Origin of the sequence: Fibrobacter sp. UWB12 (assembly GCF_900142485.1) — a bacterium.
Taxonomy (GTDB): Bacteria; Fibrobacterota; Fibrobacteria; order Fibrobacterales; family Fibrobacteraceae; genus Fibrobacter.
This window is the reverse complement of sequence record NZ_FRAZ01000012.1, coordinates 52,612-73,298: the sequence shown is the minus strand read 5'-3', so window position 1 is coordinate 73,298 and position 20,687 is coordinate 52,612. Positions and strand designations below refer to the sequence as shown.

General features: G+C 45.2%; 16 protein-coding genes and 1 CRISPR repeat array. Of the genes, 11 read left to right on the top strand and 5 right to left on the bottom strand.

Features of this window, described 5'->3' with window-relative positions; translation table 11 throughout:
- A partial coding sequence (locus BUA34_RS14825; RefSeq protein ID WP_170861551.1) for a GTP-binding protein occupies positions 1 to 335 on the bottom strand: 335 nt, incomplete at its 3' end.
- A 561-nt stretch (positions 336 to 896) separates the two neighbouring features.
- Between BUA34_RS14825 and BUA34_RS14820 the strand changes: the two genes are divergently transcribed.
- A complete protein-coding gene (locus BUA34_RS14820; protein WP_072830932.1) occupies positions 897 to 2,561 on the top strand; it encodes a glycosyl hydrolase family 5 in 1,665 nt (554 codons plus the stop codon).
- 214 nt (positions 2,562 to 2,775) lie between these two features.
- Positions 2,776 to 4,521 carry a glycosyl hydrolase family 5 gene (locus BUA34_RS14815; RefSeq protein ID WP_072830930.1) on the top strand — a complete coding sequence of 582 codons (1,746 nt, stop codon included), beginning with the start codon at positions 2,776 to 2,778 and terminating at the stop codon, positions 4,519 to 4,521.
- Between the two features lie 61 nt (positions 4,522 to 4,582).
- Here BUA34_RS14815 and BUA34_RS14810 read toward each other — a convergent pair whose 3' ends face one another.
- The 4 genes from BUA34_RS14810 to BUA34_RS15965 form a co-directional block, all read right to left on the bottom strand.
- Entirely contained in the window at positions 4,583 to 5,599 is a 1,017-nt protein-coding gene (locus tag BUA34_RS14810; protein ID WP_072830928.1) for a M48 family metallopeptidase, read from the bottom strand.
- A gap of 22 nt (positions 5,600 to 5,621) precedes the next feature.
- On the bottom strand, positions 5,622 to 6,179 hold the full coding sequence (locus BUA34_RS14805) for a LemA family protein (protein WP_072830946.1): 558 nt from the start codon (positions 6,177 to 6,179) through the stop codon (positions 5,622 to 5,624).
- Positions 6,180 to 6,301: 122 nt separating this feature from the next.
- Positions 6,302 to 7,246: an Rpn family recombination-promoting nuclease/putative transposase gene (locus BUA34_RS14800; protein WP_072830926.1), complete on the bottom strand. Its 945-nt coding sequence runs from the start codon at positions 7,244 to 7,246 to the stop codon at positions 6,302 to 6,304.
- Between the two features lie 1,086 nt (positions 7,247 to 8,332).
- A complete protein-coding gene (locus BUA34_RS15965; protein WP_175545466.1) occupies positions 8,333 to 8,473 on the bottom strand; it encodes a hypothetical protein in 141 nt (46 codons plus the stop codon).
- Positions 8,474 to 8,971: 498 nt separating this feature from the next.
- On the opposite strand from BUA34_RS15965, the gene cas1 reads away from it, so the two are divergent.
- From cas1 to cmr6, 9 genes are all read left to right on the top strand, one after another.
- Positions 8,972 to 10,003, top strand: a complete 1,032-nt coding sequence (cas1, locus tag BUA34_RS14790) for a CRISPR-associated endonuclease Cas1 (RefSeq protein WP_072830922.1) — start codon at positions 8,972 to 8,974, stop codon at positions 10,001 to 10,003.
- Entirely contained in the window at positions 10,000 to 10,275 is a 276-nt protein-coding gene (gene cas2 / locus BUA34_RS14785) for a CRISPR-associated endonuclease Cas2 (protein ID WP_072830920.1), read from the top strand. Before cas1 ends, cas2 begins: the two co-directional genes overlap by 4 nt.
- 287 nt (positions 10,276 to 10,562) lie before the next feature.
- A CRISPR array of direct repeats spans positions 10,563 to 10,967; the repeat unit is 36 nt; unit sequence CCTGAAAAGCGATACTCTCGCAAGAGAGATTAAGAC.
- Positions 10,968 to 12,312: 1,345 nt separating this feature from the next.
- Positions 12,313 to 14,046, top strand: coding sequence for a TIGR02221 family CRISPR-associated protein (gene csx2 / locus BUA34_RS14780; RefSeq protein ID WP_072830917.1), 1,734 nt, complete (start codon positions 12,313 to 12,315; stop codon positions 14,044 to 14,046).
- A gap of 15 nt (positions 14,047 to 14,061) precedes the next feature.
- Positions 14,062 to 15,330, top strand: a complete 1,269-nt coding sequence (cmr1, locus tag BUA34_RS14775; protein WP_072830915.1) for a type III-B CRISPR module RAMP protein Cmr1 — start codon at positions 14,062 to 14,064, stop codon at positions 15,328 to 15,330.
- Between the two features lie 2 nt (positions 15,331 to 15,332).
- The gene (cas10, locus tag BUA34_RS14770) at positions 15,333 to 17,048 is read left to right on the top strand and encodes a type III-B CRISPR-associated protein Cas10/Cmr2 (RefSeq protein ID WP_072830913.1); all 1,716 of its coding nucleotides are present in this window, start codon (positions 15,333 to 15,335) and stop codon (positions 17,046 to 17,048) included.
- A gap of 9 nt (positions 17,049 to 17,057) precedes the next feature.
- On the top strand, positions 17,058 to 18,224 hold the full coding sequence (locus BUA34_RS14765) for a type III-B CRISPR module-associated Cmr3 family protein (protein ID WP_072830911.1): 1,167 nt from the start codon (positions 17,058 to 17,060) through the stop codon (positions 18,222 to 18,224).
- An 18-nt stretch (positions 18,225 to 18,242) separates the two neighbouring features.
- Entirely contained in the window at positions 18,243 to 19,157 is a 915-nt protein-coding gene (gene cmr4 / locus BUA34_RS14760) for a type III-B CRISPR module RAMP protein Cmr4 (protein ID WP_072830909.1), read from the top strand.
- Between the two features lie 10 nt (positions 19,158 to 19,167).
- A complete protein-coding gene (cmr5, locus tag BUA34_RS14755) occupies positions 19,168 to 19,560 on the top strand; it encodes a type III-B CRISPR module-associated protein Cmr5 (protein WP_072830907.1) in 393 nt (130 codons plus the stop codon).
- A complete protein-coding gene (cmr6, locus tag BUA34_RS14750; protein ID WP_072830905.1) occupies positions 19,560 to 20,678 on the top strand; it encodes a type III-B CRISPR module RAMP protein Cmr6 in 1,119 nt (372 codons plus the stop codon). The genes cmr5 and cmr6 overlap by 1 nt, the downstream gene beginning before the upstream one ends.
- The last annotated feature ends 9 nt before the right edge of the window (positions 20,679 to 20,687 follow it).

Sequence of the window (20,687 nt, the reverse complement as noted above, 5' to 3'; positions counted from 1 at the left end):
GGGCCGTCAGTAGCAGCAACGACGAGGATAGCGCCGTCCATCTGAGCAGCACCAGTCACCATGTTCTTCACATAGTCAGCATGCCCCGGGCAGTCGACGTGTGCGTAGTGACGGTTAGCAGTGGTGTATTCCACGTGGGAAGTGTTAATCGTGATACCACGAGCCTTTTCTTCCGGAGCGTTGTCGATTTCGTCGAAACGCTTTGCAGCGGCAAGACCCTTAGCAGCAAGGGTGGTGCAGATTGCAGCGGTCAAAGTGGTTTTACCGTGGTCAACGTGGCCGATGGTGCCGATGTTGCAGTGCGGCTTGCTTCTGTCAAAATGTTCTTTTGCCATTTTTTCCTCTTCTTCAGCAGAAGGTTTATCGCTTCAAGTTCAAGAGAACTACACGAGTTCTCCGTATTTTCGCAAAGCATAGGAAGCGGTACTCTGCGAAATTGGAACACAAATTTAATAATTTCTAGATTATTTGCAAGATTTTTTCTTTTGAAATTTCGCCAAAAATGCGGATTTTCGGACTTATCCACAACTTTTTCATCGTTTTTCGGCTGTTGAAAACACGCTTAAATCCTAGGTAAAAATTGCCCTTTTTTGCTTAAATTTCAAAGGTTCAATATTTTATTTCAACTATAAAACCAGTTTTCTAACAACTTATCAACAACTCAATTAAATTCACTAAGCTCGTAATTTTCAACACGTTACGATTTGTAAAAAGATTTTTACATCAATAATTTTTACAATGTTTTACAAAAGCCGAGGCCCGTTCTCCCCCGTCCAATTTGTTCTAAGTCACTATCACAACACGAAATCGATGCGAAAAGTTTTTTTACAAGACATTGTATATACACATTTCTATCTTTACACGAGGTGTTTGGGGAATATTTCTGAGGAACTTCTATGAAATACCCCTTTTTGAGATCCTTGCTTTCGCTTGGAACTATTATTTTGGCTTGTTCTTGTTCGGATGATAAATCGCCCAGCAATGGTAGCGATGTTTCTATTATACCTTGTGAAGACGCTTGGTATCTGCAAGAACAGGGTCTTTTGATGTATAAAGATCAAAGAGTCACCGACCTTGCCGGAAACCAAGTCGGTAAGCTCGTCCCTATCCAGGGAACATTGATCGCCATCGTCAAGGACATGGCAGGCAATACCATCATTCCTCAGGTTGATTTGGCTAAAACGCCGGTAATTCCTGGCGACGCTGCAAGGTGCAATACGAATCCGCAGCCCGATGCCTCCATTTCGACCTGCGTTGACGCTTGGTACCTAGTGGCCGACAAGAAATACCTCCTTTATGCAGACCTCACGGTAACTGATGAAGCCGGTACTCAAGTCGGTACAATCGTTGCGACCTCGGGCTCTACACTCGTCAATGTAGTCGATATGTCCGGCAAGCCGGTTGTCAACAACATCGATCTCAATACACTTCCGCTTATCCACGGCGACAATGTCCGCTACAAGATTCTGGAACCGGCCTTCCACTTGAAGGATGCGACTGGCGACTACGTCATTTACCAGAACACTGTCGTCACCATGCCAGATGGCACACCCATCGGTTATGCCGACTTTACAACAAATACCATCAAGTACATTGACATGGTCACTGTACTCACTACGACTTCGAACATCTTAACGCTCCCCATCCTTACACCGGGCGCCAAGTGCGTGGATTATACCGCTCCAGTCGTATCTTCGAGCTCACAGCAACCGATTGTTAGCAGTTCCTCTACTTATATCCCGCCAAACCCGAACAGCAGCAGCGCAACACCCAAGAGCAGTTCTTCCAAGCCGAAGAGCAGCAGCAGCTCCGCTCCTCCTCCGAGCAGCAGTTCTGCACCTGTGACCGGCAAGTGCCCGACAATCAAGACTAAGGGCAACGGCGGTTCTGGTTGGGCAACCCGTTATTGGGATTGCTGCAAGCCTCACTGCTCATGGCCGGAACACTCTGGTGGCAACTTCTCCAAGCAGTGCACCAACAAGGGCAAGTCCGCAAACACGAACTGGGGCGACGGCAGTATCTGCAGTGGCGGTCCTCAGATGACTTGCACAAGCCAAATTCCGTTTACGATTGACGGCTGTACCGAAATGGCATTCGCATTCGCGGCAGTTCCGGCAGCAAACGGCGGCTCCTGCGGTAAGTGCTTCCAGCTTACCTTCACCGGTACCGGTAAGTATTCTAACGACGCAAACATCAAGAGACTTAAAGGCAAGAAGCTCATCATCATGGCAACCAACGTAGGTGGCGACGTTCAGCAAGGGCAGTTCGACATCATGATTCCGGGTGGTGGCGTCGGTATGTTCAACGGATGCTCTAGCATGGGCTGGGGCAGCCAGGGCGCACAATACGGCGGTCTCCTCTCTGATTGCGAAACCGAGACGAAATACGCCGCAGGCAAATACAAGAGCTGCCTCACCGAAAAGTGCAACAAGTCGTTCGCCAACGACGAAGAAGCAAAGAAGGGCTGTCTCTTCCTTGCAACATGGATGGAAGCAGCAGGCAACCCGAACCACGAATACGTGGAAGTGGAATGCCCGCAGGTACTCAAGGACAAGTACTAATCGACAAGTCTAAAATGGAACTAAACGCCCCGGTAAGGGGCGTTTTTCTTTTTTGTAAGTCTTTGATAATAAACAGTTTGTGTTATGATTCACAATTTGTTCCTGTTTAGTTCTTTTTACTCTTATTTACGAGCATTTTTCTCAATAAGATTTTATCTTTAAGCCGGGATGATTGGATTCATGGGTGCAACTTTTTAAGGGCTTAGTATACACTATGAAGAATAAAATTTTCAAAACCCTCGCCGTTTTCGGCCTTTCCCTCGTTGCATGGAACTGCTCCGAAGACCTCGCTTCCGCTGCACAATCTGGCATCGAAGCAACCGCTACTCCAAAACCTGCTCTCGAAGTAGATCAAAATAGCTGGATGCTCGTGGCGGGCTCACAAATTTTCTTAATCGTGCCGAACGGAACAGGCACATATCTCGTCACCAACGAAACTAGCATTCCTGTTGGTGCATTCGATGTCGCTACAGGTTCTATCGTGGACTTGAGCGGCAATGCAATTGTAAATAACGTAAACCTTGCAACCCTCCCTGTTGTCAGTCCGGACAAGACAATTACCTACGCCGATGGATCCAAGGCAACCATTACCGGACAGACAATTCTTCTCCCGGGCGGAATCGATCCGAACGCTGCCAATATCGGCACTGGCGTTAGCTCCAGTGCAATCGTAGCTGTCAGCAGTTCCTCGGCATATATTCCGGGCCCGACTCCTGTTGCAAGCTCTAGCTCTGCCAAGAACAACCAGCAGCAGCCGAAGTCTTCCTCTTCTCAAAAGGTTGACCAGCCGAAGCCGGCAAGCTCTTCTGCAACACAGCCTACTGTAGTTGGTAACGTCACCGTGACAGGTAACTTGACCCAGACAGTCGCAAAGGGAGCCTCCATCAGCAAGGTGACCTTTAGCGGTGTTGAATCCGAACCGAACCGCAACTGGACATTGCACTTCTTGCAAGCAAACTACGACAAGAACGCAAAGACCTACTCTCTTGAAGGTTCCGTTCCTGATTACTGGAATGAAGCAACGGCCACAGAAGAAATTACTATCGATGGCCAGAAGTTCTCCTTCGTATTGACGGTTAGCGGCAACTCTCCGGCAAAGAGCTCCAACAGCACAGCCAAATCTTCTAGCAGTGCAAAGTCCTCTTCTTCTCAGCAACAGCCGAAGTCTTCCAGCAGCCAGCCGAAATCCTCTAGCAGCGCTCCCAAGTCGAGCAGCTCCCAGACACAAAGCAATCCCAACGCTTCCGCTGAAGAAGCCCAGTATCTCAACGCTGGCGCCGGTGGACAGCAGGGCTTCGCTACCCGTTATTGGGACTGCTGCATGCCTCACTGCGCATGGCCAGAACATGGCGGTGCAGCCAAGACTTGCGACGCCAAGGGCAAGAATCCGATTGGCAACACTAGCGGCAGCATCTGCTCTGGTGGCCAGGGTACAACTTGCACAAGCCAGATTCCTATAATCGTGAGCGACAAACTCGCCTACGCTTTCGCAGCGACTCCAGGTAACGATGCTACATGCGGCAAGTGCTTCGCCCTCACCTTCACCGGCACTGGCAAGTACGAAACCAAGGCTAACCATCAGGCACTCAAGGGCAAGACCCTCGTCGTGATGGCTTCCAACATCGGTTACGACGTGCAAGGCGGCCAGTTCGACATCATGATTCCGGGTGGCGGATTCGGTGCATTTAACGGATGCAGCCAGATGGGCTGGAACATTCCGCAAAACACCACGACATACGGTGGCCTCCTCTCCGACTGCGAAAAGGAAGTCGGTTACAATGGCAACCTCCTCACCCTGCGTAAGGAATGCCTTACCAAGAAGTGCAACAGCGCCTTTGCAAACGATGCTGAAGCCAAGGAAGGCTGCCTCTTCCTCGCCACTTGGATGGAAGCCGCAGGCAACCCGAACCACACTTATAAAGAAGTGCCTTGCCCGCAAGCCCTTAAGTCCAAATTCTAATCTTTCATAGGAAGGTTTAAGGCACCCCGTTCGGGGTGCCTTTTCTATTTGCAAATGGAACTTAAAATTGTTCGAGCAACTTAATGCGTTCGGGCGTATCCGGGTGCGTGCAGAACATGATATTCGCTTTAGCTACCCAACCCTTAAGACCCATATTGTTGTCGAATTCTTCATCAGGGTGAATAACGTAAAGCTGTGCAATATCGCTACGCTTCACATTGGCTAGCCCAGGGTCTTCAGAAATTTTCCTCAACGCAGAAGCAAGGGCAAGCGGGTCACCGCAAAGCTCGGCTCCCCCAGCATCAGCAACATACTCACGCTTGCGAGAAATGGCAAGCCGCGTCAATGAACTGAAAAAGTAACCCACAGCGGCCCAAAGCAAAACAACAAGTAAAATAAGAATGATTCCCCCACCATTCTTGCGGTTTGAGCGGCGCGGTGCACGTGTTATAGAACCCAAAATACGGAATATCCCGTGCATGAGCATGGAGAAAATCCCGACAAAAACAATGCACACCACCATAAGGCGTGTATCGCGATTCTTAATATGCGTGAGTTCATGGCCCACAACAGCCGAAAGCTCAGCATCATCTAGCTTATCTATAATTCCCGTCGTGAGCGTAACCGTATAGGAATTTATATCAATGCCGCTTGCAAAAGCATTCAAGCTTGAGTCCTGGACAATGTTGATTTTCGGCATCTCGATACCGCCTGCAATGCAGAGGTTTTCGACGATGTTATAAACGCGGACATTCTCCTTGCGCTCGAGCGGGCGCGCGTGCGTTGCATGACGGATGATAGAAACATTCGCAAAGTACGCAATGATGAACCAGATTGCGGTTATCCCAAGCACATACGGCGCCACTGCATAAAAAATTTCCCAAATGGCAGGCCAATGAAACGTAGTCGCCTGAAGCCCCGCATCACAATGTCCTTCCCAACAAAAATACCCGAGCCAATCGAGCATCATGATAGAACCCAAAACCATTCCCAGCAAAAGTAGCGGGAACATTAAAAGCAGAATAACCGTATTGCGATTATTCCGCCAAATCTGGGTTTGGATACCGACATAGCGCATAATTTAGGTGATAGCGACCTAATTAAAACTTCACCTCGGGAGCTTTTTCAAGCGTTGCGCGATTTTCAGTTGCCTCGTACATGGCAGCACGCTTAAAGTTAAACATACCGGCAATGATATTGCTCGGGAATGTTTCGCAAGCATTGTTGAATTCGCGAGTCGTAGAATTGAAGAAGCGGCGAGCAGCAGCAAGCTTGTTCTCGATATCTGCAAGTTCTGTCTGCAGCTGCAAGAAGTTCTGGTTTGCCTTAAGTTCCGGATAAGCTTCAAGCGATACCTTGAGCCCCGAAAGCGCACTACTCATTGCCTTGTCCGCAGCAACCTTCTCGTCAATAGTCGTTGCGCTCATGGCGGCAGCACGGGCAGCAGTCACCTTTTCAAGCACGTCCTTTTCGTGAGAAGCATAACCCTTGACCGTCGAGACCAGCTGCGGTACAAGATCATAGCGCTGCTTGAGCTGCACATCGATATTGGCAAAGGCATTCTCGCGATTATTGCGGAGCTTCACAAGTCCATTGTACATGGAAATGAAGCAGAGGACTAAAATCACGATAACGGCGATAACAATAACGGTTACCATATAATCTCCTTTCTTCTTGTGGAAATAATATACATAAAAACAATAAGAAAAAGAAAGCCCACGGAAGATATCCATGGACTACAAACGAGTACAACACCTCGCCTATGCACAAACGCACTCTGCTAGGGCGCAACCCTTGACTTGATAGCAAGAATCTCAGATTCAGAAAGCTCCGTGAATTCCATAATCTCTTCTATAGGCTTATTCTTGGCAAGCATCTTGGCAGCCATTTCACGAGCCTTCTTGAGCTCGCCCTCAGCGAGCCCGTCTTTGCGCCCTTCGGCAAATCCGATTTCATGTTCTACCATCAAGTCCGTCACGTTCTTTACCTCGCAGTTGAATAGCTCTTCTGCAAAATTAATCAATTTCACAGAATCAAACAACCTCCTGAACGTTTCGTTCTGCATAATCTTTTCGGGAACGGGTTCCTCATTGATAGTCACCTTGATGGCGCGGAGCCACTGCGCGGCTTCGGAGCTGTCGTTCGTGGTAATCCCCTTTTCTTCGAGCCTGAAAAACTTCTCGATTTCCACGAAAATCTTCTGGATTTTCGGGAAGAACTTCCTACCGTAGCACATTTCATCAACGTGGTGGATGTACTTCTGCGGCTCTTCCGGGGAAAGCGTAAAGTCCAAGAGCCCGAGGAAGTAAATGCGGGGTAGTTCGTATTTTTCGCTCGTATGCACCTGGTTTTCGATGACGCGGGACATGTAATATTCCACACGGTCGCGGTAAAATTCGTCACCCTGCTGCTGCACCTCGACCAGCACGCGTTCGCCCGCGTTGGTCGTTCCGATAATATCCACGATGCAGTCCTTCTTGGTGAACGCGCCGGGAAACTCCTGCATTTCGAGCGTGATATCCTTGATCGCATCGCCATCGTGTAAATCAAGCATCGCGTTCACAAGCGAAATGAGGAGCGTGTGGTCCTTTTCTTCGGCGAAGACGATCTTGAAGATGCCGTCGCTGAGGATGTAGGCGTAGTTGTAGATTTCCTGGTACTTGAGAAGGTTTTTCTTGTCGATTTCCATTGCCCTGAGCAAGGAATAATGTTGTGTGCGATTCATCTGAATCTCCGTATAAGTTTGTTAAAGCCCGCATACGAAAGCTGCAAAGACAACAGCCATAAACCACGGTCGCCGTCGGGCAATCCGCTTGCAAATTTTTCAATGACATGCGTTTAACGTCCGCCATTAATGACAGACGGTGCTCTACGTTGATCGCCAGGGGGCCAGTTTCCCCATAGGGTGTATGCTGCCTCGAATTTTCACGCCTGTCGAGCGGAACAAAGGGAGGTCGGCGTCAAGCAGATAGTGGAACTTCCTGCCCTGAATAGTACTGAGTCGAGAGTCGCAGTTTCAAGCTTGGAAACTATGACCGAGACTATGATACGGACGCCAACGGCGTCAATTTATCGACGTCGGCAGGGTTAGTGCAATCTACGGGGAATAATATATACTAGTCTGATAATGCGCGTCAAGGGGTCGCGTTGCGGAGGAATTTTGAAAATGCTTATGAAACGCTTTTGCTTCATTTTAATTTTATATAAACTATTTACTTAAATTCTTCATTAAAAAAACAATAAAATCAAAAAAATTTATAAAAACTATTGACAATCGAAATTCAATAACGTATATTTGATTTCATTCACTGCACAAGAGCGTGAATGAAAGGACTTCAAAATGATTTTTACGAAAAGCACAAAACAAACGAAATGGGAAGGTCTTCGCGACTGATTTCTTTGTTGTGCTTATAAATGAAGCCTACTGAGGACGGACGCGAAAAAGCGCCCGTTTTTTTTATTCTCCACAAAAACCATCAAGGTCTGCCATCGGGAAAGGCAGTCAGTTTTCCCGTGCATCCATTCTAAACAAAGGAACAAAATATGCATCCAGCTGTTGCCGCTCTCATCGTCGCCGCTACCGTTATCAAGGTCGTGAAGAAGCTCTAGCGAAGCTACGCCATCGGGGAAGGCAGATAAGACTCCCCAAAACACTCAACATTCTAAACAAAGGAACAGATTATGCACGAAGAACTGGTTGAAGCCATCACCGTTATCGCGGATGCACTGATCGATCTTTTCGACTAGCTTTGCGACCTGCAAACGGTCTTAAAACCGCTATCGGGAAAGGCGGATAAGTTTTCCCGTACATCTAGTCTAAACAAAGGAATAAACTATGCATCCAGTTGTTGCCGCACTCGTCGTCGCTGCTACCGTTATCAAGGTTGTGAAGAAGCTCTAGCGAAGCTGCGCTATCGGGGAGGGCGGATAAGGCTCCCCAAAAGTCACTCATAATAAAGGAATCGAATATGCACGAAGAACTGGTTGATGCCATTGCCGTTATCGTAGATGCTCTGATCGATCTTTTCGACTAGCTTTGCGCCCGGCATACGATGTTAAACCGCTAACGGGAAAGGTGGATAAGTTTTCTCGAAAAACAATATACAGAAAAAGGAGTTGACAATGCATCCTGTTGTTGCCGCTGTCATTATCGCAGCATCCGTTATCAAGGTTGTGAAGAGGCTTTAGTAAAGTCCCGCTAATGGGAAGGGCGGATAAGACTTCCCCGAATAATCAACATCTAAATAAAGGAGTCTTTATGGACGAAGAGCTGAAGGAAGCTATTGAAGTTATTGCTGATTTCTTGCTTGATGTTTTCAAGAAGTAAAAATGTAAACCGAAAAGGAAAATTTTATGAGCAAATGAAAAGAACTAGACGGTCCGTGCTGGGCGCCCGCAGACTGAATAGGAATAACACATCACACACGGCGCCTTTTTTTAAGGAGTTTGTATGCACTTATATGTTACAGAACAGGGCACGCGCTTGAATAAGTGCGGCGAACACTTGGTGGTCCAGCGCGACGGCACAACCATAGACGATATTCTATTGTCCGAAGTAGATTCGCTATCGCTCTTTGGGGCTGTGCACCCGACAACAGGCGCGATACTTGCATTGTTGGATAAGGGGACCGATATCGCTTTTTTGAGTAGTGGCGGACGTTATAGAGGGCGGCTTGTATCGTCCATAGGCAAGAATGTGCCTTTGCGACTTTGCCAGTATGATGCTTTCCGAAACCGAGAGCGAGCTTTTGAGTTGGCGAAGGCCTGCATTGTTCGTAAGCTAGAAAACGGATTGCGTGTTTTGGATGCATATTCCAAGAATTCCCACAATTCATTCCGCTTTGAAAACCGCGAGGAATACCTGCGCAACCTGAACGCTGTTCGTGAATTACAGGGTTTTGATAGAGATGTGCTGCGTGGTTACGAAGGCAATGGTGCAAGAATCTATTTTGCAAATTTCTCGCATTGTTTGAATTGCGGTATTGAATTTCCGGGTCGGAAGTACCACCCAAGTACGGATCCCGTAAATGCACTGCTTTCCTTTGGATACACCCTTGCAGCACGATCTCTGGAATCGTTATTAGAATCCTATGGCATGGATCCGATGTTGGGCTATTTGCACGAACCATCGTATGGCAGAAACTCGCTGGCGCAGGATATGCTCGAGGAATTTCGTCACCCGTTGGTGGATCGACTTGTACTGTTCTTGTTTAATCGTAGAATTCTTACGACTGAAGATTTTGAACAAAGAAGTGAAGAAGATTCCTCTGGACAGTTATTCTTGAAGTCTACAAAAATGCGAATTTTTCTGAAGCATTACGAAGAGTATATGGAACGACCAAACGGAATCTATCAAGGCTTAGCGAACTTGCCGTGGCGAAGCGTGATGCGACTCCGGGTTGAGGCTTTCCGTCGAATGCTTTTGGAAGGAATAGAAATGACAGATTTACAGTGGAATCCTGAATATAGCGAGTCAGCATGAAGTATCTGGTAGCTTTCGATGTTTGTAATTCCCGCCGTCGCAGGGAAATGGTCAAGTTGTGCCTTTCAACCGGGTTTCGTGTGCAAAAATCGGTATTCGAGTCGTTCATGGAGCATTCGCAGCTAGAACGATTTGAGGAAAATGCGGAACGGATCATCGACCCTGAAACGGATTCAGTCCGCCTTTACCCCATTGATTCGCAGGCGGATGTTGGAATACGGATTGTTGGGATTGGGCACCGCATAGAAAATCCTGCTTACAAAGTGCTTTAACAAGCCATAATTCCCCCGCCTTTGTAAAACTCCTTGCGAAGGTAAGGGACCCCTTGGAGCAAAAAAGTGTATATTTATTGCGTCTAGTACGGGATACGAGACTGTAATTTGACATTATTGCAGACAACATTCGTGTTACCATGTCGAAATTGAGCTAAAAACGCCATTTTCGACCGTTTTTCAGGGCAATGCAAAATAATGGTTACAAACAATTCAGTGCTTGGATGGGCAGTTGTTACTTTTACCCCTCTGGAAGCCTTGATTTTCAAGGGTTCTGGAAGGGTACCCCTGAAAAGCGATACTCTCGCAAGAGAGATTAAGACGATACCATCGCCAGTGGTACCATTCGAGAATTCTGTACCTGAAAAGCGATACTCTCGCAAGAGAGATTAAGACATGTGACCCCATTCGAAGAAGCCGTCCGGATCACTCTGCCTGAAAAGCGATACTCTCGCAAGAGAGATTAAGACTAATAGCAGATGCGACAATAATTATAATGCCGTAAGCCCTGAAAAGCGATACTCTCGCAAGAGAGATTAAGACTTTGTACGTACGGGTACATTCGTCTACGAACGATTCAACACCTGAAAAGCGATACTCTCGCAAGAGAGATTAAGACATAAGATCTTCTTCGGCAAGAAGCTGAAAATGATTCGCCTGAAAAGCGATACTCTCGAAAGAGAGATGGCAACCTTCGGTTGCGTGCTTATCGATTTGGAAATGGGCTTGCGAGTAACTCCGCTTCGCTTGCCTTGGTCGCAATAGATTTGGAAATGAGTCATCTTGAGCGAAATTAAAAGATTAGGGTTTTGTCGGGACTCTTGAAAAAAGAGATTAAGACAAATGCGGACCATTGTAGAAAATGACATCCTTCGGTTTCCAGAAATAGCGTTGTTCTAGCAAGAGAAATTGCAACCTGTCGGATACCTGCTTATCGGATCGCAAATTGTTCCGCTTCTCTCGCCTCGGTCGCAGTAAGGCGGAAATGTGTCATCCTGAGCGAAGTCGAAGAATCTAGAGAGTTATGGACTCTTGCAAGAGAGATTAAGACATGTTTTCTTCAGCTTCGACTGCCTTGTACTTGGAGCCTTGCAAAGCTTTACTCTCGGAATAGGGATTAAGAGTTTTTCCTGTTTCCATGGTTAATCAGCTGGCGATGATGCTCTGAAAAGCGTTACTCTTGCAAGAGAGATTACGATGCACCGAGCATGTTGTTAACGAATGCATAACGGTTGCTTTCCGCAAGCCCGTTCTCACTCGAGTGGTGGCAATAAATGTTTGTCTGTAACAATGTGTTTTAACCAAAATTTTTTATAGAAAATTCTTGACAATCGCAATCGAATAAGTTATATTTAACTCCATTACCCAATAGATGGTAATGAAAGGATTTTCAATGTTTATAAAAAGCAAAAAACAAACGAAATGGGAAGGTCTTCGCGACTGATTTCTTTGTTGTGCTTAAAAAAGCCTGCTAAGTGACGGACGCGAATGTGCGCCCGTTTTTTTTATTCCTTAAACACGGCGTTTTGACGTTGTAAAATATTCACTTAGAACGAGGCTTTTATGTTTATTATCGCTGCAGTTATTTTGTCCGAAATATTCGATCTCTAACCAACCTCAACCAACATACAACATAAACATCAGGAGTAAAACATGATTCCATTAATACCGATGATTGTTGCAGCAGAGATTATTTCTGTCGTGCGTAAGCTCTAAGAAATTCCGCTATTAGCGGAGAGCGATTTGTCATTCTCAACATCATATAGGAGATAATCATGATAAAACGAAAACGTTTGGATGTATTTTTGAGGTTGAACGTGTAGTGGTGCCCGCATGCGTAGTGACCTCTGGCTTGGGCACCTTTTTTTTACGAGAGGTCATTATGATTATCGATTTTGACGAAGTTTTTGCTGACGAATTCTAGGTTCTAGAATGTGGAACTTCGAATCCTTCGGGGTTCGGGGTTCTTTTTTAAGAAAATTTTAACATTTCGCCATTTTTTGATTATTTTCTTTTGTGATAAAAATGGAGAAAAATATGGCAGAAGAAAGGGATTCCGTGAATAAGCCAAACCGCAAGGTGTTTATTGGCTTTTTAGGGGCCGGTCCTTACACGGTGTGCAACTATTATTTTGACAGTGTAGAAGACCGCGAAATGCATGTGCGTCATGTGCAAGAAGCTATCGTGCGTCACGAATGCAAGGGCTGGACAGAAAATGACCGTATCCTGATTTTTTTGACTGAAGCTGCCAAAGCCAATAATTGGGAAGATGGTAAATTTGACGATCGTGATAAAGACGATAACACAAAGCCCCCAATTGTGCCTGGCAAGGATAAATGGGGGCTGCACCACCAGTTGGTAAAAGCGGCTAGGGGTATCGGGAACGATGAGGATGAATCTGCGGCAATAGACAAGAAGATTTTCCCGGAATCGATCATTACACCAGTTTCTCTGGATTGCGAAGGCTTTTCTGAAACCGAAATTTGGAAAATCTTTAGCTGTATCAATGATAACATAAATAATAACGACGAAATTTATTTTGATTTCACTTCGGGGTTCAGAAGCTTGCCGATGCTTGGCATGGTTCTGCTCACGTATTTGAAAAACACCAAGAATGTGACTATTGGTCAAATTTATTATGGCGCTTTTGAAAAAATGGGCACGGTAGGCATGGTGAAAAACATTCCTATCGATGAACGTAATGCTCCTGTGCTTAGGCTCAAGAGCTTTAGCGATATCATGGATTTCAGCAATGCTGCTAACGTATTTAGTAAATATGGAAATTCATTGTTATTGTGCGACATGATTGACCGTATTTGGGTGAAAAGGAGCAATGACTCTAGTGAATTCGCCCTAGAAATGAAAAAGATGATGAAACCCTTGTCCACAAACCTTGAACGTATTACAAGAATGTTGCAAACGTGCCGTGGGCTTGAAATAGTTAATGGTGATAACGTAAAGAATATTAGAATTTGTATAAAAAACATTATAGAAAATGATACCGAAAAAAATGGCCCGAGAAGGGCTTTGGATCCAATTTTAGAAATGATTGAGTCCAAATTTGCAGAATTTTCTGATTCGAAAAAATTAAAAAATGGAATTGTCGCGGCCAAATGGTGTTTTGATAATGGTATGACTCAACAGTGCATTACCATAATGCAAGAAATGATTGTATCTATTTGCATGGATGCGATAGGTATGGATTACACTTGCAAAGAAGACAGAGAAATGATTGGTTCAACGTTGCAGTGGATTGGCGGAAAGAAAAACTTTGAAGCAACTGAAAAACATAAAAAAACAAGGAATGATTTAGAACAAGTCTTTTCTTCAGAGAGAATGAAGGCTGTGGGCTGTGCTTATTCGTCCTTGTCAGAGGTGAGAAATGATGTTAACCACGCCGGTTTTAAATTGGAGAAAAGCCAAAGGACAAGCGGAAGATTCAAAGTTGGAAAAGAAGCCTTTAAAGACTTGAGTGATAGTTTTGGAAAAAATCTTCCGCTATTTGAAGAGTTGTCTGAATTTGTGAAGGAAGAAGATGATGGCATTCTGAAAAAGCTGAATGAAGAATTGTCATTGAAAGCTCCTAGAATTTCAGAGAACGATAAGGAAGAAATTTTGGATGCTTGGAAAACAATTCGTGCAAAAACGGATTTCTTGTCGATGCGATTGCAACAGCTTCAACTTGGTAACGGTATCATGACAAGACCTGCGGGATTAATTGAAAACGAGTGCTTGCAATATTTGAATGTTGTTAAAGATTTATTGAAATAAAAAAGAGGATTGTTAATGCGCAGAATTCAAATTAAAGATGCCTCCGCTACCTTGCCAGCGTTAAAGCAAAGTGAAGTCATTTCAAAGTCTTACGAGTTCACTTTGATTACGCCTATGTTTGGTGGCGACGAAGATAGCTTTGTGATAAACAAAAAGACGCCGATTCGTTCGCAGTCTATTAAGGGGCAATTACGTTTTTGGTGGCGTACCATGCAGGGTTTCACTAGTAGAGATGAACTCCTGGAAGCTGAAACTAAAATTTGGGGCGGAAGTCTTTCCGAAAAAAAACTCAAATCAGAAGTGAAAGTATCTGTTACGGACTTCAGAAATTTGGAAGTTACCCCTATAAAAAAAGAGAGACCTTGGACTGAACCGAATATCCTTTCATCTTATGTTCTGTTCCCTATTTTTAACAATAAGGATGTACAAAATCCTTCTCTTCTGTCGAAAGCCACTTTTTCTCTTTCGCTCACATACCCTAGAGAGCATGAAAAAGCTGCGATAAATTCGCTCCTTTTGTGGGCTTTGTTTGGTGGAGTCGGGGCTCGCACACGTCGCGGTTGTGGATCCGTGTATTCTGAAGAATTGCTTAAGGATCGCGGAATTACTTCAATAGCGGATGTGAAGAAGTTCATAGACGATGTTGGTTGCGGAAATGTGGCTGAATTACCTTATGCAAGGATAAAAGGAGCAAAACTGTTCTATTCGTCTGCAAAGGGATCTGTTAAAGAGTTACTCAAAAAGTACGGAGATTATCGTCAGGATAGAAAGCCTCCTCAAGTTGGAGAAAACCACCCCGGTCGCTCTTATTGGCCCGAGCCGGATGCAATTCGTCAACTTGTTTTACCAAAATCTATTTTGAATAGTCCTAAAAATCTGCATAAACCTGAACATCCTGATGAAATTTGGTTTCCGCGAGCAGCTTTTGGTTTGCCCGTTATAACACATTTTAACACATCAAACAATGGTAAAGACGATCCTCGTGACAATATAAAGCTTGAACCTGCTGAGAAGATAGGAGGGAGACATGCAGAACGTTGGCCTTCGCCCTATTTTATTAAGCAGCTCAAATTGCAAAATGAATTGTTCAATGTGATGTTTGTCCTAAATCAGAAATTTCCATCGAGTCTTATTTTGAATGGAGTTCCCGTCCCTCCAAGCGGCTTGCCTTCGAACACCAAAGGCAAAGACATGAATGTTAATCCGAACAAGCCGGAATACAGGCTAAACAATAGAACTATTACGAAAGCTCTTGCTGATGCACTTGGAATGGAGGAAGCTTAAATATGAAATACTTGATTGAAATCGCGGTAGGCCCGGTTCAGGATTTTATTGCTTCTGCCCGCAAGTTACGTGATTTGTGGTTCGGTTCCACGTTGCTTTCGGAACTTTCCAAGTGTGTTGCAAAGTCCATGCAATCGCAAGGGTGTTCCTTGATTTTCCCGGCTCCTGCAAATGCGGCTGATTTGGAGTTTTGCTCTGAACTGGTTGTTGCAAACAAGATTCTTGCAGAATACGAAGGCGACGATCCTCGGAATGTTGTCAATAATGCCAAGAAGTCGTGGAAGGATTTGTTACTCCAGATTTCTGAAGAGACTTTGCAGGCGATAGATTCTAATTCACGTTATAGGACGATGAATGTGAATGTTGAACTTTTCAGGGCGCAGATTGCGGATTTCGGTGAATTTTTTGCAGCGTGGGTGCCCGTGAATCAGGATGATTACGGAGCTTCTCGCCATGAAGTGGAAAAAATGCTTGCAGGCAGAAAGAACCTTCGTGAATTTTACGCGCCAACATGGAATGGTTTTGGCATCCCGAAAAATAGCCTAGATGGCATGCGTGAAACTGTTATAAGGAATGAGAAAGCTTGCATTTCTGGGTTGTTGAAACGCAACGAAAAGCTCGATGCCATTGGCCTTGTTAAAAGATTCTGGACGATGAAAAATAAAAGGCGTGTAAAAAAATTTGACGACCTCGCGGATATTGCAAGCGCCTCCTGGTTTAAACGGATTGAGTCGAATTCGGAGACGCAAAAGCTGCGTAAGCAGTTCGAAGCCCTGTTTGAAGATGGAGAAAATTTCCCGAAGGATGCGATTTACGAGGAATCGACAAATCAGGACACGTGGCTGGAATACGGTTGCAACAATACCTTACAGGCTTGCGAAACCCTTCGTAAGCTTCGCCGTAAAGATATGGCGGGTGCTCCACAAAAGTATTCCTGTGTACTGCTAGGCGATGGCGACAACATGGGTGCTGCTATCGACAAGATAAAGACCAAGGACGGTTTCCAGAATTTCACGAAGGAACTTTCCCTATTTGCGGATAAAGTCAAGAATATTGTTGAGGAAAATGATGGTTGCCTTATTTATGCAGGTGGCGATGACGTGATGGCATTTGTCCCGATGGGAACGGCATTGAAGTGTGCCGATGAATTGCGGCTTGCCTTTGCCGAGACGATGGCACCCATTTGCAAATCGCAGGGAATAACGACACTTCCGACGTTGAGTGTCGGCATGGCAATCGTACACCATTCTGAACCATTGAGCAATGCGCTTGATTATGCCCGCCGTGCCGAAAAAATTGCAAAAAATTTTGATGACAAGAATGCATTAGCGATTAGCCAAAACAAACGTTCTGGCGCTCCGATTGTCGTATCTGGCAAATGGGAAAAGCAGGGCGACTTGCCGGGACTTGTTGAACGCATGCAGAAAATGATTGCTCAATATACGTCAGATTCCGATGATTCTACGTTGCCATCTCGCTTGGGTTATCAACTGCGAGAAGCTTATGTCGAAGCGGGTGATAAGCTTGAATATAAGGTCAATGGCGGCAAGCTTGTTCCAATGAACGCTCAGTCGGCACTTGTCCAGAGAATTTTCTTACAGAAGAAAAATGCGTCTGAAGAGATGAACCAATTGCTTGTGGGGCGCACGTCTATTAGAAAACTTTCGGATGAACTTGTTGTAGCCCGCCAAATTGCTGGTGTCGTTTCTGATGTCTAGGGGTGTAAAATGCGATATTCTATAAAGACTCGTAATCAGTTGATTCTTCGCGATGGAAAACCGTTTGGCGATGAGAAGAACTTCGGTGGTTCCTCTTATAGCTCAATTATGCCGCAAACGCTTGCAGGCATGATTCGAACTGCAATTGGTTTTTCAAAAAGTCCTGATTACTTTACGACAGACGAAAATATTCAAGCGATTTTGAATGTTGTCATAAGCAAGGTGATGTACTATGCCAAATTGAAAGGCAAGAATGAATTCTTGACGCCTCCGCCTGCGGATGTCATTTTTACGAAGGATGGCGAAAAGTTAAAGCTGAATCAACTCACGTTTGCTGGAATGCCTACAGATTGCGGAACGGATATCCGCAATAAAGATTGGCTTGTTCCTTCGTTAGACTGTTCCGAAAAACCAGCGAAGGATATTCCGCAGCGCTGGTTCTGGGATTCGTTTAACCAGTACTTGAATGAACGTTTGCCCAATGGTTCTGCTTTTTTGTTGGACGATATCGGGATAACTTCCATGATTTCAGATGTCCATATCCATAACGGATTAGATTATGGGACGCGATCTACGCAGGATGGGCGTTTATTTGCCAATAAGCAGTTGTATATGGCTGCAAAAAAACAATCTGATGATTCTGTAATTCCAGTGGAAATGTATTTTGAAACGTCCGAAGCCATGCCTGTTGGCGATGCCTTTTTGGGTGGCGAACGCAAGACTGTAGAAGTCGAGGAAACTTCTCTAGAACTTCCGACTTTGCAGAAGGTCTTTGACAATCAGCGTTTCTTGAAGGTCATCCTCATGACGCATGGCAATTTTGGTGGGTGGTGCCCTCAATGGCTAATGCCGGACTTGAATGCCGATTCTATTGAATTTGTCAATATTCCCGAAACAGAATACCGTGTTCGTTTGCGTTCTGCCTGCGTGAGTGGCTGGGATGGCGTTAGCGGTTGGGATTATGCAAGCAAGAAAGACGGAAAGCCCGGAAAGCCCAAAGCCCTTTCGAAACTTGTACGCCCAGGAACGGTGTATCTTCTGGAATTGGAAAATCCCTCGCAATCTGCTGATGTGGCGAAATACCTTTGGGGTAGTTCTCTTTGCGATGGTCAGGCGAAAAAAGACGGCTTTGGGCTTGTTGTACTGGGCCTTGCCGCTAAACAGGTAAAAGTTTAAAATAAAAAAGGAAAAACCATGAAAAATATGTTATTCTCAATTCGTGCCCTTTCGTCTGTTCACTGCGGTGTAGGCCAAGGCTCTATCGATATCGACTTGCCGACGGCTCGCCATGCAGTTTCGGGACATCCTCTGATTCCAGGATCTTCGCTGAAGGGCGTTCTGAAAGATGAATTCTTGAACGGGAAGTATCGCAATGATCAGAATAAAGGCAAGGTTCGTGCCCTTTTTGGCGGGGATCCGACGGATCGCGAATCCTATGCTTCTGCCATTTCTGTGGGTGATGCAAACTTGGTCGCTTTACCGACACGTTCGAATTTCGGAACTTTTGCTTATCTGGCTTCTACCTATACGCTCCAGATGTTTAAGGATTTGTGCATGCGCGTAGGGAAAAAGAATTGCCCTGCGATTCCGACTTTTAGACAGGTGGATCCTCAGAATGGTCATTACAAAGTCGCTTTGACAACAGGCAGTGTTCTCAGCGCTCCGGGAACAAAAAACGTGTATCTCGAAGAGTTGGACCTAAACGAAGATGATTCTCTTAAGGCGACATGCGACGCTTGGGCTGATTTGCTTTCGAAACATTTCTTTGCCGATGAAGAAGGTCAGATGTTGTTCAAGAAGCGTTTTGCGATTGTGGACGACAACGCTCTGAATTTCTTGACTGAAACGGCATTACCAGTGGACCCACATATTGCAATTGACGACAAAACGGGTTGCGTAAAGGATGGCATGCTTTGGTACGAAGAAACGATGGCTCCGGAAACATTGCTTGCTGGCGTTATTTCTGTCGATCGTTCTTTTGATGCAAGGCAGGCTGCACTTGCGGATGACCTCGCCCAATTGATTTCGGAACAGAAATCCCTGTATTGCCAAATTGGCGGCAAAGCGACAACTGGCAAGGGCTTTGTCGTGATGCATGTTGAAGCGTAGGGAGGTAAACATGGCTGGAACTACAAGTCAAAAGTATTCTAATATCGTTTTTTCCCGAATCCAGGCAAATGTAAATGCAACTGCGGATAACAAAGTTCTCAGACAGTACAAGGGGCTTTGCAAACGTTCTGGCGGCATTCTTCGTACAGTCGGGCTTATCCAGTACCTCGCTTTTTTGAAGTCTAAAAGCAACAAGTACAAACACTATGAGATGCTTTTGAAAGACTTGACTCGCGAAAGCGAAAATAACGACAATATCGATGCCTTTATGGCTAAAGTTCGCGGGATGTCCCTCAGTGATTACATGCAATGCACACGTCGAATGCTGTTGCTGTTGCAGTGGCACAAGCGTGTCTCGGATATTTTGATTGAAGGTAACTGCGAATCGGGTGGGGATGACTGATGCCGATAGATGCCATTAGAAACGTTCATGCAAATATTGCAATTAAAGCTGGAAATAGCTGGGATGGGAGTAATTTCGGTCTTGCTTTTGATAAGTTTATTTCTCAGTTCGATGTTCATGATCCGAACATAAAAAAAGAATTATTGGAAAAATTTTCTAGATATCGCTTGAATGGTGAATTGAAGCAGTCTTATAGTTATGCTTTTGACGAATGGAAAAAGGCTGTAAATAATCAGGCGCAACAAGGTACAGCGATTGCTTTTGACATCGTTAGCCTTACGAGGATAATGCTTGGTTCAGGCAATACATCTGCCCTTGAGGTGGGCGTTCACTTGAATAAGCCATGGGGCGTTCCTTATATCAGCGGTTCTTCTATTAAGGGAATCCTGGCGAGTTTCTTGCGTAAAACAGGAACGTTGTCTTTGGAAAGTCTGGACTATGTGAATATCTTTGGTGGCAATTATGATGGAAAGAAATATTCCGGGTCAGTAGTTTTTAATGACGCCTGGCTCTATCCTGATTGCGACAGCTGGTTTGAAAGGGATATCATCAATCCGCATTATCAAAAATACTATAGCGGAGAACGCTTCCCGGATGGGATGGAAAGCCCAATTCCTGTTCAGACACTAGCTTTAAGCAGCGGATTAAGCTTCTTTGTTTCGATGCAAGGGCCTGACAATTTGCTTCAATATTTGAAGGATGTGCTGAGACAAGCTTTCTATGAAATTGGTGCAGGGGCAAAGACTGCTGTCGGTTATGGCCGCTTCAAGGTTGTCGCTTCTGAAGAGGAACGTAAAAAACTCGAAGAATCTGTACGCAAGCCTAAAGTGGAACAGAATATCGTCACGGTAGCTGTAGAAAGACCCAGTGCGGGTGCTCCGCGAGACAATTTCCAAAGAGGAAAGCCACAGCCCAAAATTTCTACATACCCTATGGAAGTTGTCGCTCCAATTAAAGGACAGACGAAAAAGGGAAAATGGCAAGTCTGTGTAAATATAAAGGATAAGGATACGCTGATTGCAGTCAATAATAGCGATGCAGTCCCTGCAGATAAGGGAATTGATTCGGAAATCCGGGTCAAAGTTCTATCTGTTGCGATGGCTGAATATTTGCCGTAATTAGAAAAA

Bases quoted from the DNA above. Each gene is read 5' to 3' on its own strand.
- BUA34_RS14820 (WP_072830932.1), top strand. From the start codon at position 897: ATGAAATACCCCTTTTTGAGATCCTTGCTTTCGCTTGGAACTATTATT.
- BUA34_RS14815 (WP_072830930.1), top strand. From the start codon at position 2,776: ATGAAGAATAAAATTTTCAAAACCCTCGCCGTTTTCGGCCTTTCCCTC.
- BUA34_RS14810 (WP_072830928.1), bottom strand. From the start codon at position 5,599: ATGCGCTATGTCGGTATCCAAACCCAGATTTGGCGGAATAATCGCAAT.
- BUA34_RS14805 (WP_072830946.1), bottom strand. From the start codon at position 6,179: ATGGTAACCGTTATTGTTATCGCCGTTATCGTGATTTTAGTCCTCTGC.
- BUA34_RS14800 (WP_072830926.1), bottom strand. From the start codon at position 7,246: ATGAATCGCACACAACATTATTCCTTGCTCAGGGCAATGGAAATCGAC.
- BUA34_RS15965 (WP_175545466.1), bottom strand. From the start codon at position 8,473: ATGAGTGACTTTTGGGGAGCCTTATCCGCCCTCCCCGATAGCGCAGCT.
- cas1 (WP_072830922.1), top strand. From the start codon at position 8,972: ATGCACTTATATGTTACAGAACAGGGCACGCGCTTGAATAAGTGCGGC.
- cas2 (WP_072830920.1), top strand. From the start codon at position 10,000: ATGAAGTATCTGGTAGCTTTCGATGTTTGTAATTCCCGCCGTCGCAGG.
- csx2 (WP_072830917.1), top strand. From the start codon at position 12,313: ATGGCAGAAGAAAGGGATTCCGTGAATAAGCCAAACCGCAAGGTGTTT.
- cmr1 (WP_072830915.1), top strand. From the start codon at position 14,062: ATGCGCAGAATTCAAATTAAAGATGCCTCCGCTACCTTGCCAGCGTTA.
- cas10 (WP_072830913.1), top strand. From the start codon at position 15,333: ATGAAATACTTGATTGAAATCGCGGTAGGCCCGGTTCAGGATTTTATT.
- BUA34_RS14765 (WP_072830911.1), top strand. From the start codon at position 17,058: ATGCGATATTCTATAAAGACTCGTAATCAGTTGATTCTTCGCGATGGA.
- cmr4 (WP_072830909.1), top strand. From the start codon at position 18,243: ATGAAAAATATGTTATTCTCAATTCGTGCCCTTTCGTCTGTTCACTGC.
- cmr5 (WP_072830907.1), top strand. From the start codon at position 19,168: ATGGCTGGAACTACAAGTCAAAAGTATTCTAATATCGTTTTTTCCCGA.
- cmr6 (WP_072830905.1), top strand. From the start codon at position 19,560: ATGCCGATAGATGCCATTAGAAACGTTCATGCAAATATTGCAATTAAA.